The sequence below is a fragment of the Rouxiella sp. Mn2063 genome (genome assembly GCF_049319665.1).
GTDB lineage: Bacteria > Pseudomonadota > Gammaproteobacteria > Enterobacterales > Enterobacteriaceae > JBMOUD01.
Genome location: NZ_JBMOUD010000003.1, coordinates 126,522 through 144,968, shown reverse-complemented (window position 1 = coordinate 144,968; position 18,447 = coordinate 126,522). Strand labels below are relative to the sequence as shown.

Sequence of the window (18,447 nt, the reverse complement as noted above, 5' to 3'; positions counted from 1 at the left end):
ACCTATTTAAATACATTTTGCAAAATTTTGACACATTATGAGCAATGCTTAATAATACAGGGTGAGTCATGGGAAAAGAGGTAATAAATGAAAACTGGCCTAATCGCTGCCAGCCTGTTTGTAGTAAATCTGTTCACTCCCGCCTACGCGACAAGCCTTAAGCTTTCAACAGAAATCGATGTTCTTGTGGTTGATGGTAAAGAGATGTCGGGCCCAATACTAAAAGGTGCCGATAGCCTTGAGCTGGATGGGGGAATTCATCAGGTTTTATTTCAAGTGAATAAATATGTTCCCACGGGTACAAACCAGGGGCAACGCCTATCGTCACAACCCATGATCGTCTCTTTTGACGCTAAAAACCTTAAAACGGTAACAGTTAGCTTGCCAGAGCTAAACAATGAGTATGACAACATGCAATTCAACACAAAGATGAATTTTCGCCTGCTTGATGAAAATGGCCATGTTGTTAACGCACAGCGCGACACCCTAAAAACGCCAATCGACAACCGTGATATTGAACAGATTATGCGCGACTATAACCTTTCAGCACAGAGTGCATCGATCGCAGCTTTTGCGGCCCCAGAAAGTGAAAATGCAGAAGAAGATATCGTTTACTATCAAAACGCCGAGGGTGTTATCAATAACTGATTGCTGTCGCTAGCTGGTTATTTATGAGTGCCCTATCTACACAAACAGACTGCCCAACATCATTTCCTCCACGCCAGTAGCCTTTCCTCGCACCTTTTTGCAGCCGACTTCACGTAATAGTCTGCATGATATGATTTTTTACGTTAAATGCTTCTCTGTGCCGGGTAGTTTCAGTACTCTTGGATTTATCGGCTTAAGACTAAGGCTACTCTGATGGAATACACTTCTCGAACCATTGCTCCTAAAAAACATATCGCATTAGTCGCTCACGACCATTGTAAAAATAACCTATTAAACTGGGCGGATAGCAACAAAGCGCAACTCGCAGAGCACATTTTGTATGCAACAGGCACTACTGGGAATTTAGTCGAACAGAAGACCGGCTTACCCGTTAAAAGCATGTTAAGTGGGCCAATGGGCGGCGATCAGCAAGTAGGTGCTCTCATTTCTGAGGGGAAAATCGATATGCTGATTTTCTTTTGGGATCCATTAAATGCGGTTCCGCATGACCCCGATGTCAAAGCATTACTGAGATTAGCCACGGTGTGGAATATTCCGGTTGCTAATAATCGTGCAACGGCAGATTTTTTGATTCACTCCCCTTTGTTCAAAACAGCAGTAGATATCACCATTCCCGATTATCAGCGCTATCTGCAAGACCGCCTCAAATAATTCCAAGGCTAACGCATAAGTTCTCTGTTCGGCGGATTGACCGAACAGAGAATGGGGATCAAGGTTTACGCTGAGTTGGTACGCCAAGCTGCTCTAACTGCTCAACGAAAACTGATGGCCGTTCTTTGTCCTGCATTAACCATACTTGGTGCTTAGCGCGAGTTATCGCGACATAGAGCAAACGCCGCTCTTCTGCGTCAGCAAAATTCTCTGGCTCAGGCAACAATACCTGTTCAAGAATCGATTCACGGGTTGGCGCTGGAAAACCATCGTTCCCTTCATGTAAACCAACAATTATGACGTATTCCGCTTGTTGACCTTTACTGGCGTGAATGGTCATAAATTCAATATTAAGCTTCGGCCACTTAGTGGCAGCTTTAGCCAAAATATCAGGGCAGAGATGATGATAACGCGCCAGAATCAGGATCTTTTCCTCTTCTTTAGCGTAGCCACTTAGTTTATCTAACAGAGCTGAAATTTGCTCTTCAGGTAAAATAACCACACTTTTCTTATTACCTTTACTTAGGCTATTTAGCGGTTTTTTTAACTGATAGGGGTTCTGCTGGATAAATCGGTTAGCGATTTCACCAATACGGTCATTAAAACGATAAGTCGTATCGAGTGCACACTGTGCGCCTTCACCAAAGTTTTTATTAAACGCTGTTGTAAGCGCCAACTCAGCGCCGCTAAAACGATAGATCGCCTGCCAGTCATCTCCCACCGTGAACAAATGCGTTTGGCTATTTTGTTGGCGTAAAGCTGACAAAAGATGCGCGCGTTGTGGTGAAATATCCTGAAACTCATCCACTAAAATATGTTTCCATGGGCTGATAAAACGACCTTTTTCCAGAATATTCACCGCCTGATGAATCAACCCAGAAAAATCAACCGCATCTTCCTCTTTTAAAGCCGTTTTCCAAGCTTTTAGCAATGGCGCCATCAGGCGAATACGTTTACCGAAAAGATCACGCAACTCATCAGATGCCTGCTCAATCATTTGTGCCTGACTACCACCGTGCATGCGCATTAAACTCAACCAGCGTTCTAGCCTTGCTCCCAAACGTTCAGCCAGGGCTTTATTCTTCCAGTACTCACCTTCAGGAATCTCCCATTCAAGCTCGTCATTTAGCCACTGCCGCCAGCCGCTGGCCTGCGCCTTCTTTTCACTACATTGCTGTTGCCACGTTTTCACTAGTAGATTGCGACGAGCTTTGCTGTCGGTTTCCAGCTTACTAATTTTCGGTGTTTTTTTACTGCCTTCCTGAATAATGTGCAGCGCAAGCGCATGGAAGGTTTTGGCTTTGATACCATCGATCCCCAAACGCGCCTGAATGCGGCTATTCATCTCATCAGCAGCTTGTCGGCCAAAGGCTAAGAGTAAAATTTGATCTGGTGTCGCTTCTTGTCGGTGTAATAACCAGCCGGCGCGTGCGACTAATACTGAGGTTTTCCCACTCCCTGCTCCAGCGAGTACCAGAACAGCATTCTCACCATTAACAACGGCACGACATTGACTATCATTTAGCGGTGTTGTCTCAACACTATTGAAGAACTCTCGCTGGGCCTCTATTGTCCTATCAGTCCAGTTTTGGTTTCGCAATTTGACGCTCTGCAACCCCTGAGTTAACCATTTGAGACAGGTTTGATAATCATCACGGCAATGTTCGAAATCGGTCAAGCGCTCAACAGGCATCGGCAGCGCGTCAAAAGCATCCCTGATCCCCTGCTGCAAGCTTGCAAGCTCACTGCCTTTAAACCATTTGTCTTGCTGCTCGATACGAACAATTTTTTGCACCTGGTCTTGCAACACTCCGGCGCTGACATCGCTCATCTCTTGGCTCCAGCCCTGCCAAATTTTGAGCAGGTGCTGATAAAATAGCTGTGTTTCCTGCCATTCCGTGCCATGCAGGCGTACAACCTTTTCTTCGGGAAGTTCAAACTCCAACTCCCCCCAAACAATGCCACGCTTGCATTTAATGTTAATTAACTGGTTAAAAGGGATTAGATATTGGTGTTTATCCCCACTTACTTCTACACCAGCGTTGAGCAGACGAACCCGATTATAAGGATGCTGCGCCAGATGCTTACCAAACGAAGTCGCTTTCAGTTCCATATTATCCGGCCATTTTAATTTTATTCATTGATTACTGGCAGTTTACCTGCGATAAGCAGTGGCGCTCCAGCGCTAAAAACAGAGTAGAATAAAACAGGCTAAAATTAAAAGCGTGTTAACAAGTTAAGTCTCTCAAGAGTGAGTAATTTATGCGTACTGTATTAAATATCCTTAATTTTGTTCTTGGTGGATTTTTTACTACTCTGGCGTGGTTGCTTGCCACGCTAGTCAGTATCATCTTAATATTTACCCTGCCGCTTACCCGCTCATGTTGGGAAATCACTCGCCTGTCTTTTATACCTTTTGGTAATGAAGCGGTGCATGTCGACGAGCTTTATCCTGAGAAAAAAAATGCGCTTTTATCCGGCGGCGGCACACTGCTCAATATCCTCTGGTTCGTTTTCTTTGGCTGGTGGTTATGTCTGTCGCATATCGCAGCAGGCATCGTACAGTGCTGCACAATTATTGGTATCCCGGTTGGTATTGCGAATTTTAAACTGGCCGCCATTGCGCTTTGGCCGGTAGGCCGTCGCGTGGTATCAGTTGAATTGGCAAAACAAGTTCGTGAGGCGAATGCCGCACGTAATATAAAAAATGGACAGTTCCGCTAACTCTACATAGCAGGGGTGGTTAACACCCCATTTTATTTAAACTTCTTTATTACTCTGGAGTTTTTTCAGTGTTATCTATTGCACCTGGCTTAAGGCGTTACGCTTATAATAGTAACCTGCTGTATAATATAAGAATATTCCTTGCCTTTACTGGAGCCGTTGCCGCACCTTGGCTCATTGCACAACCCAAATTAACTATTCCACTCGCACTTGGCGTTGTGGCTGCCGCCTTAACCGACTTAGACGATCGACTCACTGGCCGTCTGCTCAACCTTCTCATTACGCTGATTTGCTTTGTTATTGCCTCTGTTTCGGTCGTTGTACTCTTTCCCTATCCTTGGCTATTTGCTATTGGGTTAGTCCTGTCAACCTGGGGTTTTATTTTGCTTGGCGCGCTCGGCCAGCGCTACGCTACTATTGCCTTCGGTGCACTGTTAATCGCCATCTATACCATGCTCGGCACCAATAACATGTTTGTGTTTTGGTATGAACAACCGATGCTGCTGATTGCAGGGGCATTGTGGTACAACCTATTAACGCTGGCTGGCCATATCATCTTCCCAATTAGACCGCTGCAAGATCATTTGGCGCAGTGCTATCAGCGGCTTGCCTCCTATCTTGAGGCGAAAGCGAATTTGTTCGACCCCGATATGGAAGGCGATAACAATCAGCAGTTGATTAATACTGCAATGGCTAATAGCCAGCTAGTTGCCACGCTTAATCAAACAAAAACCAGTCTGCAAAGCCGCTTGAAAGGTGACCGTGGGCAAAAAGGAACGCGTCGAACATTGCAATATTATTTCGTCGCGCAAGATATTCATGAACGGGCTAGTTCAACCCATGTTCAATATAAAAAGCTGCATGAACAGTTCCATCATACCGATATTCTTTTTCGCTTTCAGCGGCTGATGAGCATGCAGTCCAGCGCGTGTAATCAGTTATCCCAATGCATTATTTACCGGCAAAAATATCAGCATAACAGCCGATTTGAGCAGGCATTTAATCGCCTTGAAAATGCTTTGGACCGGTTAGCAATGATTGGGCAAGACCGTGGCATGATGAAAGCACTGCGCAATTTGCTTAAAAATCTACGAGCAATTGATGCGCAACTCTCAAGCATCGAATCAGAACAATCGCTGGCGGATGATTCTAATGGGCAGAAAACTTTCGCTGAAGAAGGTATTACAGGATTCCAAGATATCCGCTTGCGAATTTCACGCCATTTGACACCAAAATCTGCGCTTTTTCGTCATGCTGTACGCATGTCGATTGTATTTTTCGTCGGCTATATGGTGATTAAAGTCAGCGGATTAAGTCACGGCTATTGGATATTGATGACCAGCCTGTTTGTTTGCCAGCCAAACTACAGTGCAACCAAGCGGCGCTTGGCATTGCGTATTGTCGGTACGCTAGCAGGAATAGTCGTTAGTATCCCTATTCTTTATTTTGTCCCCTCAGCCGAAGGGCAGATGATACTTATTGTTATTAGTGGCATGTTGTTCTTCGCCTTCCGCAACCATCAGTATGCCCAGGCGACAATGTTCATCACCTTACTGGTATTGCTGTGCTTTAACCTGTTAGGAGAAGGTTTTGAAGTCGCCATCCCTCGTGCGCTAGATACCATATTGGGATGTATCATTGCATGGGCTGCGGTTAGTTTTATCTGGCCGGATTGGCACTTCCGTCAATTACCTACCGTTGTAAGTAAAACGCTTTATGCAAATTGCCGCTATCTAGACGCCATTTTAGTCCAATATCATCAAGGTAAAGATAATGGGCTTGATTATCGATTAGCCAGGCGTGATGCACACAACTGCGATGCTGAATTAGCCTCAGTTGTCTCTAACATGACCTCAGAGAAAGACAACGATAGCGAAACAATGGATGCGGCTTTCCGCTTGCTTTGTTTGAACCATACAATGCTAAGTTATATTTCCGCTTTAGGTGCGCATCGGGAAAAGCTCGAAGATACAGAGACATTGGGTATTCTCAATGATGCGGTTTGTTATGTTGATGACGCCTTGCATCATGGGCCAGAACACGCTGAAAGAATTACACTATTACTCAAGCAACTTTCTGAACGTATCCAGGCTAAGACCACAGAATCTGATACCAGCGATCAACTGGTGTTACAACAGATAGGCCTGTTGATTGAACATCTGCCTGAGTTGACTAGCCTGAATAATAAAATTGTTCCGAGTAGTACACCTGAAACACCTGGCACGGTTTAGTTCGCAGCTTTAGACAATTAGCCTGTAGTTTTAGACAATTAGTTTGTAGTTTTAGAAAATAACTGGTGATCGGCGGGAAACAAGGATGAGCTCCCCGCCGATCTCTGGCCTAGTTCATCGAACGACTTTCATTTTTATAAGCGCGATACCATCTAATCAAAGCATTGCGAGATGCAAGAGGTATTACCGCCTGATGGGTGCCAAGAATAGCCCCTTCGAGTGCAAGAAGCACATTGAGCCCAATATTCTTATTTACCGCACAAAGTTTTACATAGGTCGAAATTGCGCCCTGTAGACGTAATTCACGGTAACTATGAATACCTATGCGCCAGAGCAGTCGTTCTATCGATAAATTAATATTAGGCAAATCCTTTAATCGTTTGTTTAAACGCTTCTTTGCCTCATGCTCTAGCAACGTTCCCTGTAGTGATTGTGCAGCCAATAGCAGTAATCTTTGTGGTTCCTGCCATAAGGCCTCGCTGACTTCAAAATAGCGTAACGACACTTCTAAACCCCGCTTGCGGTAAATCATTGGGTTACATTGCATCGCATGTAGCATCTGTTCGTTTTCACAGGTTTCTCTCAGATAAAGCTCGCCGTCTGAGACCAACGCAAAAATAGTCGACTCAACGGAGAGACTATAGCCACCAAACTGTGACCTCGAACGGATATTACCTAATGAGGAAAGCAAAGATTTAGCCTGCGATACCCTGTTTTTTGTTTTTTGAATCATGGCGATATCCTTTTTCATATAAAATCCTTTTTTAACAAGAACAAGTTACACGAACCCCTTAAGCGCAAAATACGCAATGTCAGAGCAGCAGCCAAATTGAAAATGCAATTACAGTAGATTGCTATCAAAATATGCGAGACGTCTTGGAAAATTTGGATTGATCTTTAGCCAAAACAGAATTACTGTATGTTTATACAGTAACTACTGACGGACGACATTATGCGAACCTATATACCTCATTCCAATCAATTCAATCGGCTGGATTTGTCTGGTAATCAGTCGATACAGCGCCTGCCATCACTAGGTAATAACGGTGTGATCAGTGAATTTGTCTACGACGAAGAGCACACAACCTTGTCATTGTTGTTACTTCCGTTACTGCAGTATTTAGGCATGCAGTCGCGATGGTTACTCTGGCTATCCCCTCAGCAGAAGCTCAGCCGCAATTGGCTGATACAATCCGGGTTACCGATGGATAAAATGATTCAGATTAATCAACTGCAAGGACTCTCTTCGATTGACGCGATGGCTAAAGCGCTCCAGACAGGGAACTACAGTGTCGTGTTAGGATGGTTACCGGAGTTAAATGATGCAGATCGAGAAAAACTGCAAATGGCGGCGAAACGAGGTGGGGCTTATGGGTTTGTAATGAGACCTCAAAATTCTCTAATTTCAGCTGAAAGACAGCTTCCAACAGTAAAAATTCACTCTGCTTTATACCATTAATTGAAATTAGGAGTTTTCTGACGAATAAATACATAAAACCAGTTTTTTATGCTAAAAAACCCATTTTTAACGGTAAATAACAACAATACAGCCATAATAAAATGCATAGTTTCGTCAACAATATGCCTAACCTGTTAAGAAATGTGTACGTTTTTGCCTTTTTTTCTTTAGCATTAACACATCAGGCTTGTAAGTTTCTCGCCACGTTGTAGACTTTACATCGCCAAGGTTGCTCTATAATGCCAACTTAAAGTGGCAAGTTTTGAATTGAAGCACATAACCTGGGCGAAGGAATTTAACCAAGGGCTTAAAACAGCTTAAAGCTCAATTGGCTATTTGGATGATAACGAGGCGCAAAAAATGAAAAAGACAGCTATCGCATTAGCAGTGGCACTGGCAGGTTTCGCTACCGTAGCACAAGCCGCTCCTAAAGATAACACTTGGTACACCGGTGGCAAATTGGGCTGGTCCCAGTACCACGACAAAGGTTTCGCTAATGCCTATCAAGACATTGGCAATGGCCCAACTCACGACAGCCAACTGGCTGCTGGTGCCTTCGGTGGTTACCAAGCAAACCAATACCTGGGCTTCGAACTGGGTTATGACTGGCTTGGCCGTATGCCTTACAAAGGCAGCGTAAACAATGGCGCATTCAAAGCACAAGGCGTTCAGCTGACTGCTAAACTGAGCTACCCACTGACTGACGATCTGGACATCTACACCCGTCTGGGTGGTATGGTTTGGCGTGCAGACTCTAAAGGTAACTTCGGTGTAACTGATCAGAAACACATCAGCGACAACGACACTGGCGTTTCTCCACTGGCAGCAGTTGGTTTCGAATACGCTGTAACCAAAAACTGGGCTACCCGTCTGGATTACCAATGGGTTAACAACATCGGTGATGCTGCTACCGTTGGTGCACGTCCTGATAACGCAACTCTGTCTGTTGGCGTTTCTTACCGTTTCGGTCAAGATGATGTTGTTGCTGCGCCAGCTCCGGCTCCAGCACCAGCTCCAGCTCCAGTTGTTGAAACTCACAAGTTCACTTTGAAGTCTGACGTTCTGTTCAACTTCGACAAGTCAACTCTGAAGCCAGAAGGTCAGCAAGCGCTGAACCAACTGTACACTCAGTTGAGCTCACTGGATCCGAAAGACGGTTCAGTAGTTGTTCTTGGTTTCACCGACCGCCTGGGTTCTGCACAGTACAACCAGAAGCTGTCTGAAAAACGCGCTCAAAGCGTAGTAGATTACCTGGTATCTAAAGGTATCCCTGCTAACAAGATCTCTGCACGTGGTCAAGGTTCTGCTGACCCAGTTACCGGTTCTACCTGTGACAACGTGAAAGGCAAACGCGCTGCTCTGATCAGCTGCTTGGGCCCAGATCGTCGCGTAGAAATCGAAGTTAAAGGTATCAAAGACGTTGTTACTCAGCCACAGGCTTAAGTAATACTGCGTTATTGGTATTAAAACTTCAAAACCCCGCCTAGGCGGGGTTTTTTTATTAACGGCTATACAGTCTTGATGCTTAAAGTTACGGGGATATTTGCTGCAGTTACCCGGCTCATCCTTGAGCCTCGCGCTATTAGGACCGCTGCAAGCAGCATTAAAATCTACTGCAGGCAGATTTGTCTCTCAGTCGCTACCTACCTACATCTCGGCGTTTCTTGGGTATAGATCGAAAAGAAAAACCGCTGGCTCATTCAACTAAACGCTATCTATCTTTCTCATCTAGGATCTGTTTGAGATCCTGTTTCAACAGAGACATTTGAGAGGCATATTTCTCTTTGCGCTCAGCATCTTCCAATAATTGAATAATCGTGTCAGATAACGTCACTCCACGACGCTGTGCCAGCCCTGCCAATCGTTGCCAAACCAAAAATTCCAGATCAATTGATTTCTTGCGCGTATGCTGATGCTCAGAGTTGAAATGACGCTTACGTCGGGCACGGATTGTCTGCTTTAGACGATTATCCAATCCCCCGTTCATATGATTGGCGATCCACTCCATCACTTTCACGGGTTCATTTTCAAGCTTGAGTAATTCGTCTACCGCGGCCTCAGCTGCGCTATTTTCCAGATGGCGGGTGATGCGTTCACCTTCCCGGTGTTTTTTCACCAGGTACTTCCATTTCCATCCACTCTCAAGATTTTCTAGCTGCTGATATTTCATCATGAGCTCTTCTGTGACGATGTAACTTTGATAAGCATAACAGCTTTATTTCACTTTTCACCGCTATTAGAAATAATATTGTCTACTTTTTGCGCACACAACGCAGAATCTCCGCTCTGGTTAGCCTATCCGTGACTCTCGTGGTATGCAGTTGCCCTTATTCTTGTATAATCGCTTTTTTCCTTTAAAGACTACAGCTAACACATTGACCAATAACCGACTTGATTGGCAGCTCTTACTGCCGGATTTCACGCCGTATCAGGAAATTTTTGCGGCCGCGGCTCAACTGGCTCCTGTAGATTTTGCCAGCACTCAGCCACGGCTGGAAAATGGATTGAGCGTATTTTGCCATCCCAACTCCCGTGCACGCTTTATGACGGTCAAAGCACAGGAAAGCCGTGAGTATTTGGCTCGTCTGGCAGATGTCGTCACTGAGCTATTGCCTGAGCCGGAATTCCTGATTGGCAGCCACTATCTCATTGAAGGTAATAGCATTACGCTTGAGCCTGCAAAAAGTCCTGAAGGTCCGTTTAGCGCTCAATCGCCATGTTTATATCAAGAATGGGTTGAGCCAGAACAACTGTTTGGCTGTGTCCGAATATTTAAAGATCAAATTAGTCTACAACCAGGCCTGGTTCATCAGGTTAACGGTGGCGTATTAATCTTATCAATACGCACGCTGCTAGCTCAGCCATTAATGTGGCTACGGCTGAAGCAGATGCTGACTCAAGGCAGCTATCAGTGGATTTCTCCTGATGAAAACCGTCCGCTTCCAGTTAGCGTTCCACCAATGCCACTGGATATCAAACTGATTCTGGTTGGCGATCGTCTTTCGCTCGGCGAAATCAACGATATGGAGCCGGAGCTGCTCGAATCAGCCATCTACGGCGAATTCGAAAACGATCTGCCGTTAACCGAACCGACAGATATGGAAAACTGGTGTGCTTACGTCAATACGCTGGCTGACGAACTAGAGCTACCACGTTTAGCTGCCGAAGCTTGGCCGAAGCTGTTCACTGCGGCAATTCGCTTTAGTACCGATCAGGGCAGTCTGCCGCTTTGCCCATCATGGTTATCGGCACAATTGACCGATGCCGCACTGTATAACGAAAGTGACTCGCTGTCCGCCGAGTCTTTTGATGCAGCGCAAAGCACCAAAGCTTGGCGAGAAAGCTATCTGCAAGAGCGGATGCAGGATGAAATTGAGCTGGGGCAAATCCGTATTGAGACCGATGGTGAAATCATCGGGCAGATCAATGCATTATCCGTACTAGAATACCCAGGGCATCCTCGTGCTATTGGTGAACCTTCGCGCATAAGCTGTGTCGTACATACCGGCGATGGCGAGGTGATGGATGTAGAACGCAAAGCAGAGCTCGGGGGTAATCTGCATGCTAAAGGCATGATGATTATGCAGGCTTACCTTATCGCTGAGCTTGAACTTGACCAACCACTGCCCTTCTCTGCCTCGATTGTTTTTGAACAGTCTTACGGTGAAGTTGATGGCGACAGCGCATCATTAGCCGAATTAAGTGCCTTAATCAGTGCATTGGCGATGCAGCCAATCAATCAGCAAATTGCCGTTACCGGATCGGTCGATCAGTTTGGTAACGTGCAGCCTATTGGCGGTGCCAATGAAAAAATCGAAGGCTTTTTCGAAGTCTGCCAACGTCGTGGTTTGACCGGAAAACAAGGGGTCGTATTGCCGACCGCCAACGTAAGAAATCTGTGCCTGCACCAGCAAGTTATCGACGCGGTGCGAGAAGGCCAGTTCCACTTGTGGGCCGTTGATAATGCAGCGGAAGCGCTGCCTATTTTGACCGGTTTACTCTTTGCAAATACAGAAGAAGACCAGGAAAGTCCGAGTTTACTCGGTATTATTCAAGAGAGAATTGCACAGGTGACAGCACCAGAACGCCGTCGATTCCCTTGGCTTCCGCGTTGGCTAAACTGGTTTAACCACAGCTGATCGGACTTGTTCAGCGTACAGCTGTTAGCTAACCTGCGTTCTTCAATAAAATAAGGCTTACATCGAACATGGTACAAAAACGCGATTCCTATACCAAAGCAGACCTCGAAGCTTCAGGCCGTAGCGAACTCTTCGGCGCTGGCGGCCCACCGCTGCCATCGGGAAATATGTTGATGATGGATCGCATCGTCAAAATGTCTGAAGACGGCGGCACTCATAACAAAGGTTATGTAGAAGCAGAATTGGATATTAATCCAGACCTGTGGTTCTTTGGTTGTCACTTCATTGGCGATCCAGTGATGCCAGGCTGTCTGGGTCTGGACGCAATGTGGCAGCTGGTTGGCTTCTATCTGGGTTGGTTAGGTGGCGAAGGTAAAGGTCGTGCCCTTGGCGTTGGCGAAGTGAAATTCACTGGACAAGTCCTGCCTACAGCTAAACTGGTCACTTACCGTCTGAACTTTAAACGCGTTATCAACCGTAAACTGATCATGGGTGTTGCTGATGGTGAAGTACTGGTTGATGGTGTGGTTATCTACACCGCGAGCGATTTAAAAGTAGGTTTATTCAAGGATGCAACTGCATTCTAATTGCTCGTACAGACAGCTATAGATTCTGTCATCTTCAAAGACCTCCGCAACATGGCGGAGGTCATTCCATTTACTGACAAGAGCCGCTATGCGGTAACTGCTCTGTCCTCCATGGCTTGTCGCCAACCTCCAAGCCAATGCGAGCGTGCATCTAATGATTGGTAGGGGCAAATCTCTTTCGAACGCCCACCAATACCAGCTTGATAACCACGTGATAGTGCCCGTTCCAGGCGATCGCGTTTTTGTCTCTTCATGCCTCGTGTCCCTCATTTATTCAGGTCAAGTGGAAAGAAAAACAGTGGCTCGCATAGCGCAGCTCACGTTTAACAAATAGCGCTAATATGCTCACAGGTCAATGTGCAAATTTCATACAAATGTCATGTAAGCAGGTTATCTTAACTGATTGCGCACAAGCTAATCGCGCCGCCAGAAAAGTCATCCACCTGAAAGCCAATAAAAAATCCCGCTCTCTGCTTTAGCAAAAAACGGGATTTATGGACATTCTGTTTAGAAAAAATTATCTGATTTGAGAAATGATACTGCTCGCTTCCTGCTGCCATCCCGCCGCGAGAGTACGAACCAGCGCATCGTATCCATCGGCCTGTTGTTTCAGAACAAATGAGAAATTACGCTGCGTCGTCTGGCCATCATGGCTTAGAGTCCAATACCCGCTGATCACTGCATTACCATCATAACGCCCGTGGAAACCAGTGACTTCAACGTTTAAGCGGTCCTGAGCGCCGGCTTCAGGCTGCTGGCCGGTGACAATCCAACCAGGCAGACCACGGCGTAAATAGCTGGTCAACGTTTGCTGTAATTGCTGATCTAAAGGACTAGCCCACAGGTTATTCGCCGCAATAACGTATTGCACATCATTGGTTTGGTAAACCACGCCAGAGCCTGCCAGGTAATCAGCCACACCAACATGCTCAATCCATAAACTTCTTGGCGCAGTACTTGACGCCAACAAACTCCCGCTTTGAGCAGCAGTTTGTTGAGTCGTATTCCCACTGTCTAATGTTGGCAGTTGGTAATACGCTTTCTCGCTCGAGCTGCTGCTACAAGCTGTCAATAATAATGCTAAGACGACAGGTATCCATTTCATCATTGTTTGGCCTTCTTCGGCTGAGGATCGTTTTGCCCAGGGGCTGCGAAAATCAGTGCGTTGCTTTTTCCATTGAGTGTTTTCAGAACCGGCTGAAGTTCACGTAAAGTCTGATCCAAGCGCTGCATATCTCCTACCAGATTATTATAGGCTGGTGAACCTGGTTGGATGCCCTTCATGCTACGGTTAATTTGCTGAAGAGTATTTTGCATATCTTTTGGCAGCTTTTTCATGTCATCACTAGACATTAATTGGTTTAGTGAATCGATGGTTTGCTGAGTAGATTTCAGCGTTTTTTGGCTTTCGGCCAATGTCTTAGTTGCTTGGTCGATCATTGGATTCAACGGTAATGCGTTGATTTTATCCAAGGTCGCCATCAGTTTTTGCTGAATTTGCGCCAAGCCACCGCTAACAGTCGGCAATACCGGTACGCCATCAACTTTCGCCGGCCCGTTCCATTTTTTCTCATTTGGATAGAAGTCCAAATCAACGTAAAGCGATCCCGTAATCAAGTTAGCCGATTTCAAAGAAGCACGCAGGCCATTGATGACACCATCTTTAATATGAGATGACACATCAAAATTATTACCCAATTGCTTTTCAAAACGGTCTGGCTCAATTCGGATTAACACTGGAATGCGATAGCCATCTTCAAGCTGCTGCTTAATCTGAGGCACGAAATAAGGCACCTGAGCAACCGTCCCTAAACGTATTCCACGGAATTCAACCGGCGCACCAGGTTGCAACCCGCGAACCGAGTCAGAGAAGAACAGCAAGTAATCCATATGGTTGGTATATAGAGAGTCTTGCGTACTACGCTGATCGTCAAAGAGTTGGTAAGCGCTGCTGTTCTTGGCTTGATCCCCCCGCTCGAATCCTTCCGGCACGTCAAAGCTTACTCCACCGCTAAATAATGTGGTGAGTGACCCCATTTCTACCCGCATTCCTTGAGCTGACATATCCACGGCAATACCGCTGTCTTTCCAGAATCTTACGTTAGTCGTGACCAAGCTATCGTAAGGTGCACGAATAAACAGTTGGTATTCAATTTGACGTTTTTTCGGGTCGAAATAGCTGGTTTCAACTGAACCGACCTGATAACCACGGAACAATACCGGATCGCCTGGATTCAATTGACCTGCGCGCTGGCTATCGAGTAATACACGGATACCTTTCGCATCGGGTGAGGCCAAAGGTGGCGCATCTAATAATTTATATTCGTCGGGTTCATTCCCTTTGCGCCCAGGCTGCAATTCGATATAGGCACCTGAAAGTAAAGTCCCCAAACCAGAAATACCTTCACGGCCTATCTGTGGCTTCACTACCCAAAATACTGAATCACCCTTGAGCATTTTATCCATACCGGAGTTAAGACGCGCTTTGATGATGACCTGTTGCAGGTTATCACTCAGCGTTACTGTCTCGACTTTGCCGATATCGACGCTGCGACTCTTGATAGAGGTTTTCCCCCCTTCAATACCTTCAGCAGAATTAGTAATCAACGTCACTTCTGGCCCCTGGTGGCTAAAGTGATAGAACAGCACCCATAGCCCAATCAAGGCAGTGACAATAGGAACAATCCAGACTGGCGACCAGCGCTTAATCTTATCGATATCAGCAATGCCTTTATTCTCTTCCGACATCAATATGCTCCTTAGTTGTTTTATTTTCCGAACGATCCCAGATTAGACGCGGATCAAATGTCATCGCAGCAAACATCGTTAAAATCACCACCGAGGCGAAAAGCAGCGCGCCCATGTCGGGGTAAATACTCATCAACTGCCCCATTCTTACCAATGCGGACAATACGGCGATAACAAATACGTCAATCATTGACCAGCGGCCGACGAATTCGACCACTTCATATACCAAATGTAATCTTTCTCTATCAATCTCTTTGTTGCTATTGGCATCCCAGCATAACCAGGCAATCGCTAACATTTTCAACGATGGCACCATGATACTGGCAATAAAAATCACCAACGCAATAGGATAAGAACCTTCTCCCCATAACAACGCCACACCAGACATAATCGTTGAGGGTAATTTAGCCCCGAGCACTTGGGTGATCATAATCGGCAAAAGGTTGGCTGGGATATATAGCATTATCGATGTCACGAGTAGAGCGATTGTCCACTGCAAACTATTTTTACGTCGCGCGTGGCCTTTAGACTCGCAGCGAGGGCAAACAGATTGTTGTGCAGGCAAAATTGCCATGCAGCACTGGCAGGAACGCAACCCCTGAGATAATCCGCTTTCCCCGACACGTATCGCACGTTTAATTTTTGGCGCAGGCGCAACCTGCTGCCACAGCCAATAACGGTCAGTACACTGGAAAGCACGAAGTTGTAATAGGCAAAAGAGCACATAGGGGATAAAACTGGCACCGATCCCCACATCTCCGTAGGCAATCAGTTTGACGAAGCTCACTAACACACCGGCCAGGAAAATTTCTACCATGCACCAGGTTTTGAGCTGAAAAAGCATTCTGGCAATATGATTACTCCACTTACCGGGCAGTTTAACCGGTATACAAAGCAGAATGATCGTTAACATACAGAGTGCAGGGATCATCTGCACGACAATCATAAACAGCGAACCCAAGCTGGCATAATTTTCGTCGAACATCACCCGAGGGATTTGAATCAGCGTTACTTCACTGCCTAACCCGGCAACGCGCATATTCACAAAAGGGAACATATTCGCCAACAGCAACATAAACAACGCGCTAATGGCATAGCCAACGGGTCGTTTACGCGGTTCTTCCCACCGGCTGGTTAACGATGTTTTACAGCGGGGACAATTGGCTTTTTGGCCAGTTTTTAATTCTGGCAGTGCCACCAATAGATCGCATTGGGGACATAAAACGTGAGGATCATGAGAATGAGAACACACTTTCAACTCCTCAATAAGCGGGTAAAGGAACATGGACAGAGTTCGCCTTTTCTCGCGCCTCTGCCCATGTACAGCAGGTTTAACCGTTTTGTTGCGCTTCCAACGCTTCCCAACGTTCAAATGCCTGTTCTAACTCTTGCTCTGCGCTCGCCAATCCATTTAAGACGACTTGGGTTTCATCATGCGGACGAGTGAAGAAATCAGCATCGCTCATTTGTGTATTAAACGCGGCGATTTTCTCCTCCAATTCGCTGATTAGCTTTGGCAGTTGCTCAAGTTCACGCTGCTGATTGTAGCTCAATTTATTCGCAGTACGTTTAGCAGGTTCTGCTTTAACTGGCGCAGCGGTTTTGGTTTCGACCGGTGCAGTCTGACGAATTGAACGCTGAGTACGACGTTGATGATGTGCATCATGATAGCCACCAACGTAGCTGTTGATCACACCATTGCCTTCGAAGATCCAACATTCAGTTACCGAGTTATCAACGAATTCACGGTCATGGCTGACCAATAATACGGTCCCCTGATAAGCATCGATCATCTCTTCAAGCAGTTCTAATGTTTCAACATCCAGGTCATTGGTCGGTTCATCGAGAATCAACAAGTTACTTGGACGCAGGAACAAACGCGCCAGCAGCAGGCGGTTACGCTCTCCACCAGATAGAGCCTTAACCGGCGTCATTGCACGCTTAGGGTGGAACAAGAAGTCTTGCAAATAGCCTAGCACGTGACGCGAACGCCCGTTGACCATAACTTCCTGCTTACCTTCCGCCAGGTTATCCATTACGGTACGTTCTGGGTCAAGCTCCGCACGATGTTGGTCGAAATACGCGACTTCCAACTTGGTCCCGCAATGCACGCGGCCACTATCCGCTTTCAACTGGCTAAGCATCAATTTAAGTAACGTGGTTTTCCCGCAGCCGTTTGGCCCCACCAGCGCAATTTTATCTCCACGCTGAACTTGCGCACTGAATCGATTGACCAGCTGTTTACCCGCCACGCTGTAGCTAACGTCTTCCATTTCAAAGACGATTTTGCCTGAACGGCTGGCTTCTTCGACCTGCATTTTAGCAGTGCCCATCACTTCACGACGTTCAGAACGTTCGCGACGCAAAGCTTTCAAGGCACGAACACGGCCTTCGTTACGGGTACGACGTGCTTTAATGCCTTGGCGGATCCACACTTCTTCTTGCGCCAACTTCTTATCAAACTCGGCATTTTGCAGTTCTTCAACGCGCAGCGCTTCTTCTTTGGTCGTCAAATACAGCTCGTAGTTGCCTGGGTAGGAAACCAACTTACCGCGATCCAAATCGACAATACGTGTTGCCATATTGCGGATAAACGAACGGTCATGCGAAATGAAAATAATGCTGCCTTGGAACTCTTTGAGGAACTCTTCCAGCCAGTTAATACTTTCGATATCCAAGTGGTTGGTCGGCTCATCAAGCAATAGAACTTGAGGGGAACTCACCAACGCGCGACCCAGCGCGGCTTTACGCAACCAACCACCGGAGAGCGCAGATAATTCGGTATCGCCATTCAATCCCAATTGCAGCAACACTTCGCTGATGCGGCTATCAAGCTGCCACAAACCTTGGTGGTCGAGAATCTCCATGACCTGAGCCAACTTATTCATATTCTTCTCACTTGGGTCTGTTTCCACCAAATGAGAAATAGCGTGATAAGCCTTCAAATGTTCGGCCTGTTCGAACACGCCTTCTGATACGAAATCGAATACCGTGCCGCCGACGTTACGCGGAGGATCTTGCTGCAAACGAGCAACGATCAAATCCTGTTCGTAAACGATGCGGCCATCATCTAACGGCACTTCGCGGTTGAGGATTTTCATCAACGTCGATTTACCGGCACCATTACGGCCTACCAGACAGACGCGTTCATTAGGCTCGATATGTAATTCAGTATTATCCAACAATGGCGCGTCACTGAACGACAGCCAGGCACCTGACATGCTAATTAACGACATAAA

At 46.3% G+C, this 18,447-nt stretch carries 16 protein-coding genes; 8 read left to right on the top strand and 8 right to left on the bottom strand.

Annotated elements, in window-relative coordinates:
- The first annotated feature begins 87 nt into the window (after positions 1–87).
- The gene (locus ACL9RG_RS06015) at positions 88–648 is read left to right on the top strand and encodes a DUF2057 family protein (protein WP_422791696.1); all 561 of its coding nucleotides are present in this window, start codon (positions 88–90) and stop codon (positions 646–648) included.
- A 213-nt stretch (positions 649–861) separates the two neighbouring features.
- The gene (locus ACL9RG_RS06010) at positions 862–1,320 is read left to right on the top strand and encodes a methylglyoxal synthase (RefSeq protein ID WP_422791695.1); all 459 of its coding nucleotides are present in this window, start codon (positions 862–864) and stop codon (positions 1,318–1,320) included.
- Between the two features lie 58 nt (positions 1,321–1,378).
- On the opposite strand, the gene helD is transcribed toward ACL9RG_RS06010, so the two are convergent.
- Positions 1,379–3,433, bottom strand: a complete 2,055-nt coding sequence (gene helD, locus ACL9RG_RS06005) for a DNA helicase IV (protein ID WP_422791694.1) — start codon at positions 3,431–3,433, stop codon at positions 1,379–1,381.
- Positions 3,434–3,582: 149 nt separating this feature from the next.
- On the opposite strand from helD, the gene ACL9RG_RS06000 reads away from it, so the two are divergent.
- Together ACL9RG_RS06000 and yccS are read left to right on the top strand one after the other, a co-directional pair.
- The gene (locus tag ACL9RG_RS06000; protein ID WP_422791693.1) at positions 3,583–4,044 is read left to right on the top strand and encodes a YccF domain-containing protein; all 462 of its coding nucleotides are present in this window, start codon (positions 3,583–3,585) and stop codon (positions 4,042–4,044) included.
- A gap of 68 nt (positions 4,045–4,112) precedes the next feature.
- On the top strand, positions 4,113–6,275 hold the full coding sequence (gene yccS / locus ACL9RG_RS05995; protein ID WP_422791692.1) for a YccS family putative transporter: 2,163 nt from the start codon (positions 4,113–4,115) through the stop codon (positions 6,273–6,275).
- A gap of 109 nt (positions 6,276–6,384) precedes the next feature.
- Here the strand turns inward: yccS and ACL9RG_RS05990 are convergent, their stop codons facing one another.
- Positions 6,385–7,026 carry a TfoX/Sxy family DNA transformation protein gene (locus ACL9RG_RS05990; RefSeq protein WP_422791691.1) on the bottom strand — a complete coding sequence of 214 codons (642 nt, stop codon included), beginning with the start codon at positions 7,024–7,026 and terminating at the stop codon, positions 6,385–6,387.
- A gap of 201 nt (positions 7,027–7,227) precedes the next feature.
- On the opposite strand from ACL9RG_RS05990, the gene sulA reads away from it, so the two are divergent.
- On the top strand, positions 7,228–7,734 hold the full coding sequence (gene sulA, locus ACL9RG_RS05985) for an SOS-induced cell division inhibitor SulA (protein ID WP_422791690.1): 507 nt from the start codon (positions 7,228–7,230) through the stop codon (positions 7,732–7,734).
- A gap of 360 nt (positions 7,735–8,094) precedes the next feature.
- Positions 8,095–9,177, top strand: coding sequence for a porin OmpA (gene ompA / locus ACL9RG_RS05980; RefSeq protein WP_422791689.1), 1,083 nt, complete (start codon positions 8,095–8,097; stop codon positions 9,175–9,177).
- A 268-nt stretch (positions 9,178–9,445) separates the two neighbouring features.
- On the opposite strand, the gene matP is transcribed toward ompA, so the two are convergent.
- Positions 9,446–9,904 carry a macrodomain Ter protein MatP gene (gene matP / locus ACL9RG_RS05975; RefSeq protein WP_422791964.1) on the bottom strand — a complete coding sequence of 153 codons (459 nt, stop codon included), beginning with the start codon at positions 9,902–9,904 and terminating at the stop codon, positions 9,446–9,448.
- Positions 9,905–10,109: 205 nt separating this feature from the next.
- Here matP and ACL9RG_RS05970 point away from each other — a divergent pair, with 205 nt between their 5' ends.
- Together ACL9RG_RS05970 and fabA are read left to right on the top strand one after the other, a co-directional pair.
- Positions 10,110–11,873, top strand: coding sequence for an AAA family ATPase (locus tag ACL9RG_RS05970; RefSeq protein ID WP_422791688.1), 1,764 nt, complete (start codon positions 10,110–10,112; stop codon positions 11,871–11,873).
- A gap of 68 nt (positions 11,874–11,941) precedes the next feature.
- Positions 11,942–12,460 carry a bifunctional 3-hydroxydecanoyl-ACP dehydratase/trans-2-decenoyl-ACP isomerase gene (gene fabA, locus ACL9RG_RS05965; RefSeq protein WP_422791687.1) on the top strand — a complete coding sequence of 173 codons (519 nt, stop codon included), beginning with the start codon at positions 11,942–11,944 and terminating at the stop codon, positions 12,458–12,460.
- Positions 12,461–12,546: 86 nt separating this feature from the next.
- On the opposite strand, the gene rmf is transcribed toward fabA, so the two are convergent.
- From rmf to ACL9RG_RS05940, 5 genes are all read right to left on the bottom strand, one after another.
- Positions 12,547–12,714, bottom strand: a complete 168-nt coding sequence (gene rmf / locus ACL9RG_RS05960) for a ribosome modulation factor (protein WP_104921488.1) — start codon at positions 12,712–12,714, stop codon at positions 12,547–12,549.
- Positions 12,715–12,977: 263 nt separating this feature from the next.
- Entirely contained in the window at positions 12,978–13,568 is a 591-nt protein-coding gene (pqiC, locus tag ACL9RG_RS05955; RefSeq protein ID WP_422791686.1) for a membrane integrity-associated transporter subunit PqiC, read from the bottom strand.
- Positions 13,565–15,208: an intermembrane transport protein PqiB gene (pqiB, locus tag ACL9RG_RS05950; RefSeq protein WP_422791685.1), complete on the bottom strand. Its 1,644-nt coding sequence runs from the start codon at positions 15,206–15,208 to the stop codon at positions 13,565–13,567. Before pqiB ends, pqiC begins: the two co-directional genes overlap by 4 nt.
- Positions 15,192–16,460: a membrane integrity-associated transporter subunit PqiA gene (gene pqiA / locus ACL9RG_RS05945; protein ID WP_422791684.1), complete on the bottom strand. Its 1,269-nt coding sequence runs from the start codon at positions 16,458–16,460 to the stop codon at positions 15,192–15,194. Before pqiA ends, pqiB begins: the two co-directional genes overlap by 17 nt.
- A 79-nt stretch (positions 16,461–16,539) precedes the next feature.
- A complete protein-coding gene (locus ACL9RG_RS05940; RefSeq protein WP_422791683.1) occupies positions 16,540–18,444 on the bottom strand; it encodes an ABC transporter ATP-binding protein in 1,905 nt (634 codons plus the stop codon).
- Positions 18,445–18,447 lie beyond the last annotated feature (3 nt).

Excerpts from the sequence above, each read along its gene's own strand:
- ACL9RG_RS06015 (WP_422791696.1), top strand. The coding sequence starts at position 88 with ATGAAAACTGGCCTAATCGCTGCCAGCCTGTTTGTAGTAAATCTGTTC.
- ACL9RG_RS06010 (WP_422791695.1), top strand. The coding sequence starts at position 862 with ATGGAATACACTTCTCGAACCATTGCTCCTAAAAAACATATCGCATTA.
- helD (WP_422791694.1), bottom strand. The coding sequence starts at position 3,433 with ATGGAACTGAAAGCGACTTCGTTTGGTAAGCATCTGGCGCAGCATCCT.
- ACL9RG_RS06000 (WP_422791693.1), top strand. The coding sequence starts at position 3,583 with ATGCGTACTGTATTAAATATCCTTAATTTTGTTCTTGGTGGATTTTTT.
- ACL9RG_RS05990 (WP_422791691.1), bottom strand. The coding sequence starts at position 7,026 with ATGAAAAAGGATATCGCCATGATTCAAAAAACAAAAAACAGGGTATCG.
- sulA (WP_422791690.1), top strand. The coding sequence starts at position 7,228 with ATGCGAACCTATATACCTCATTCCAATCAATTCAATCGGCTGGATTTG.
- ompA (WP_422791689.1), top strand. The coding sequence starts at position 8,095 with ATGAAAAAGACAGCTATCGCATTAGCAGTGGCACTGGCAGGTTTCGCT.
- matP (WP_422791964.1), bottom strand. The coding sequence starts at position 9,904 with ATGAAATATCAGCAGCTAGAAAATCTTGAGAGTGGATGGAAATGGAAG.
- fabA (WP_422791687.1), top strand. The coding sequence starts at position 11,942 with ATGGTACAAAAACGCGATTCCTATACCAAAGCAGACCTCGAAGCTTCA.
- rmf (WP_104921488.1), bottom strand. The coding sequence starts at position 12,714 with ATGAAGAGACAAAAACGCGATCGCCTGGAACGGGCACTATCACGTGGT.
- pqiC (WP_422791686.1), bottom strand. The coding sequence starts at position 13,568 with ATGATGAAATGGATACCTGTCGTCTTAGCATTATTATTGACAGCTTGT.
- pqiB (WP_422791685.1), bottom strand. The coding sequence starts at position 15,208 with ATGTCGGAAGAGAATAAAGGCATTGCTGATATCGATAAGATTAAGCGC.
- ACL9RG_RS05940 (WP_422791683.1), bottom strand. The coding sequence starts at position 18,444 with ATGTCGTTAATTAGCATGTCAGGTGCCTGGCTGTCGTTCAGTGACGCG.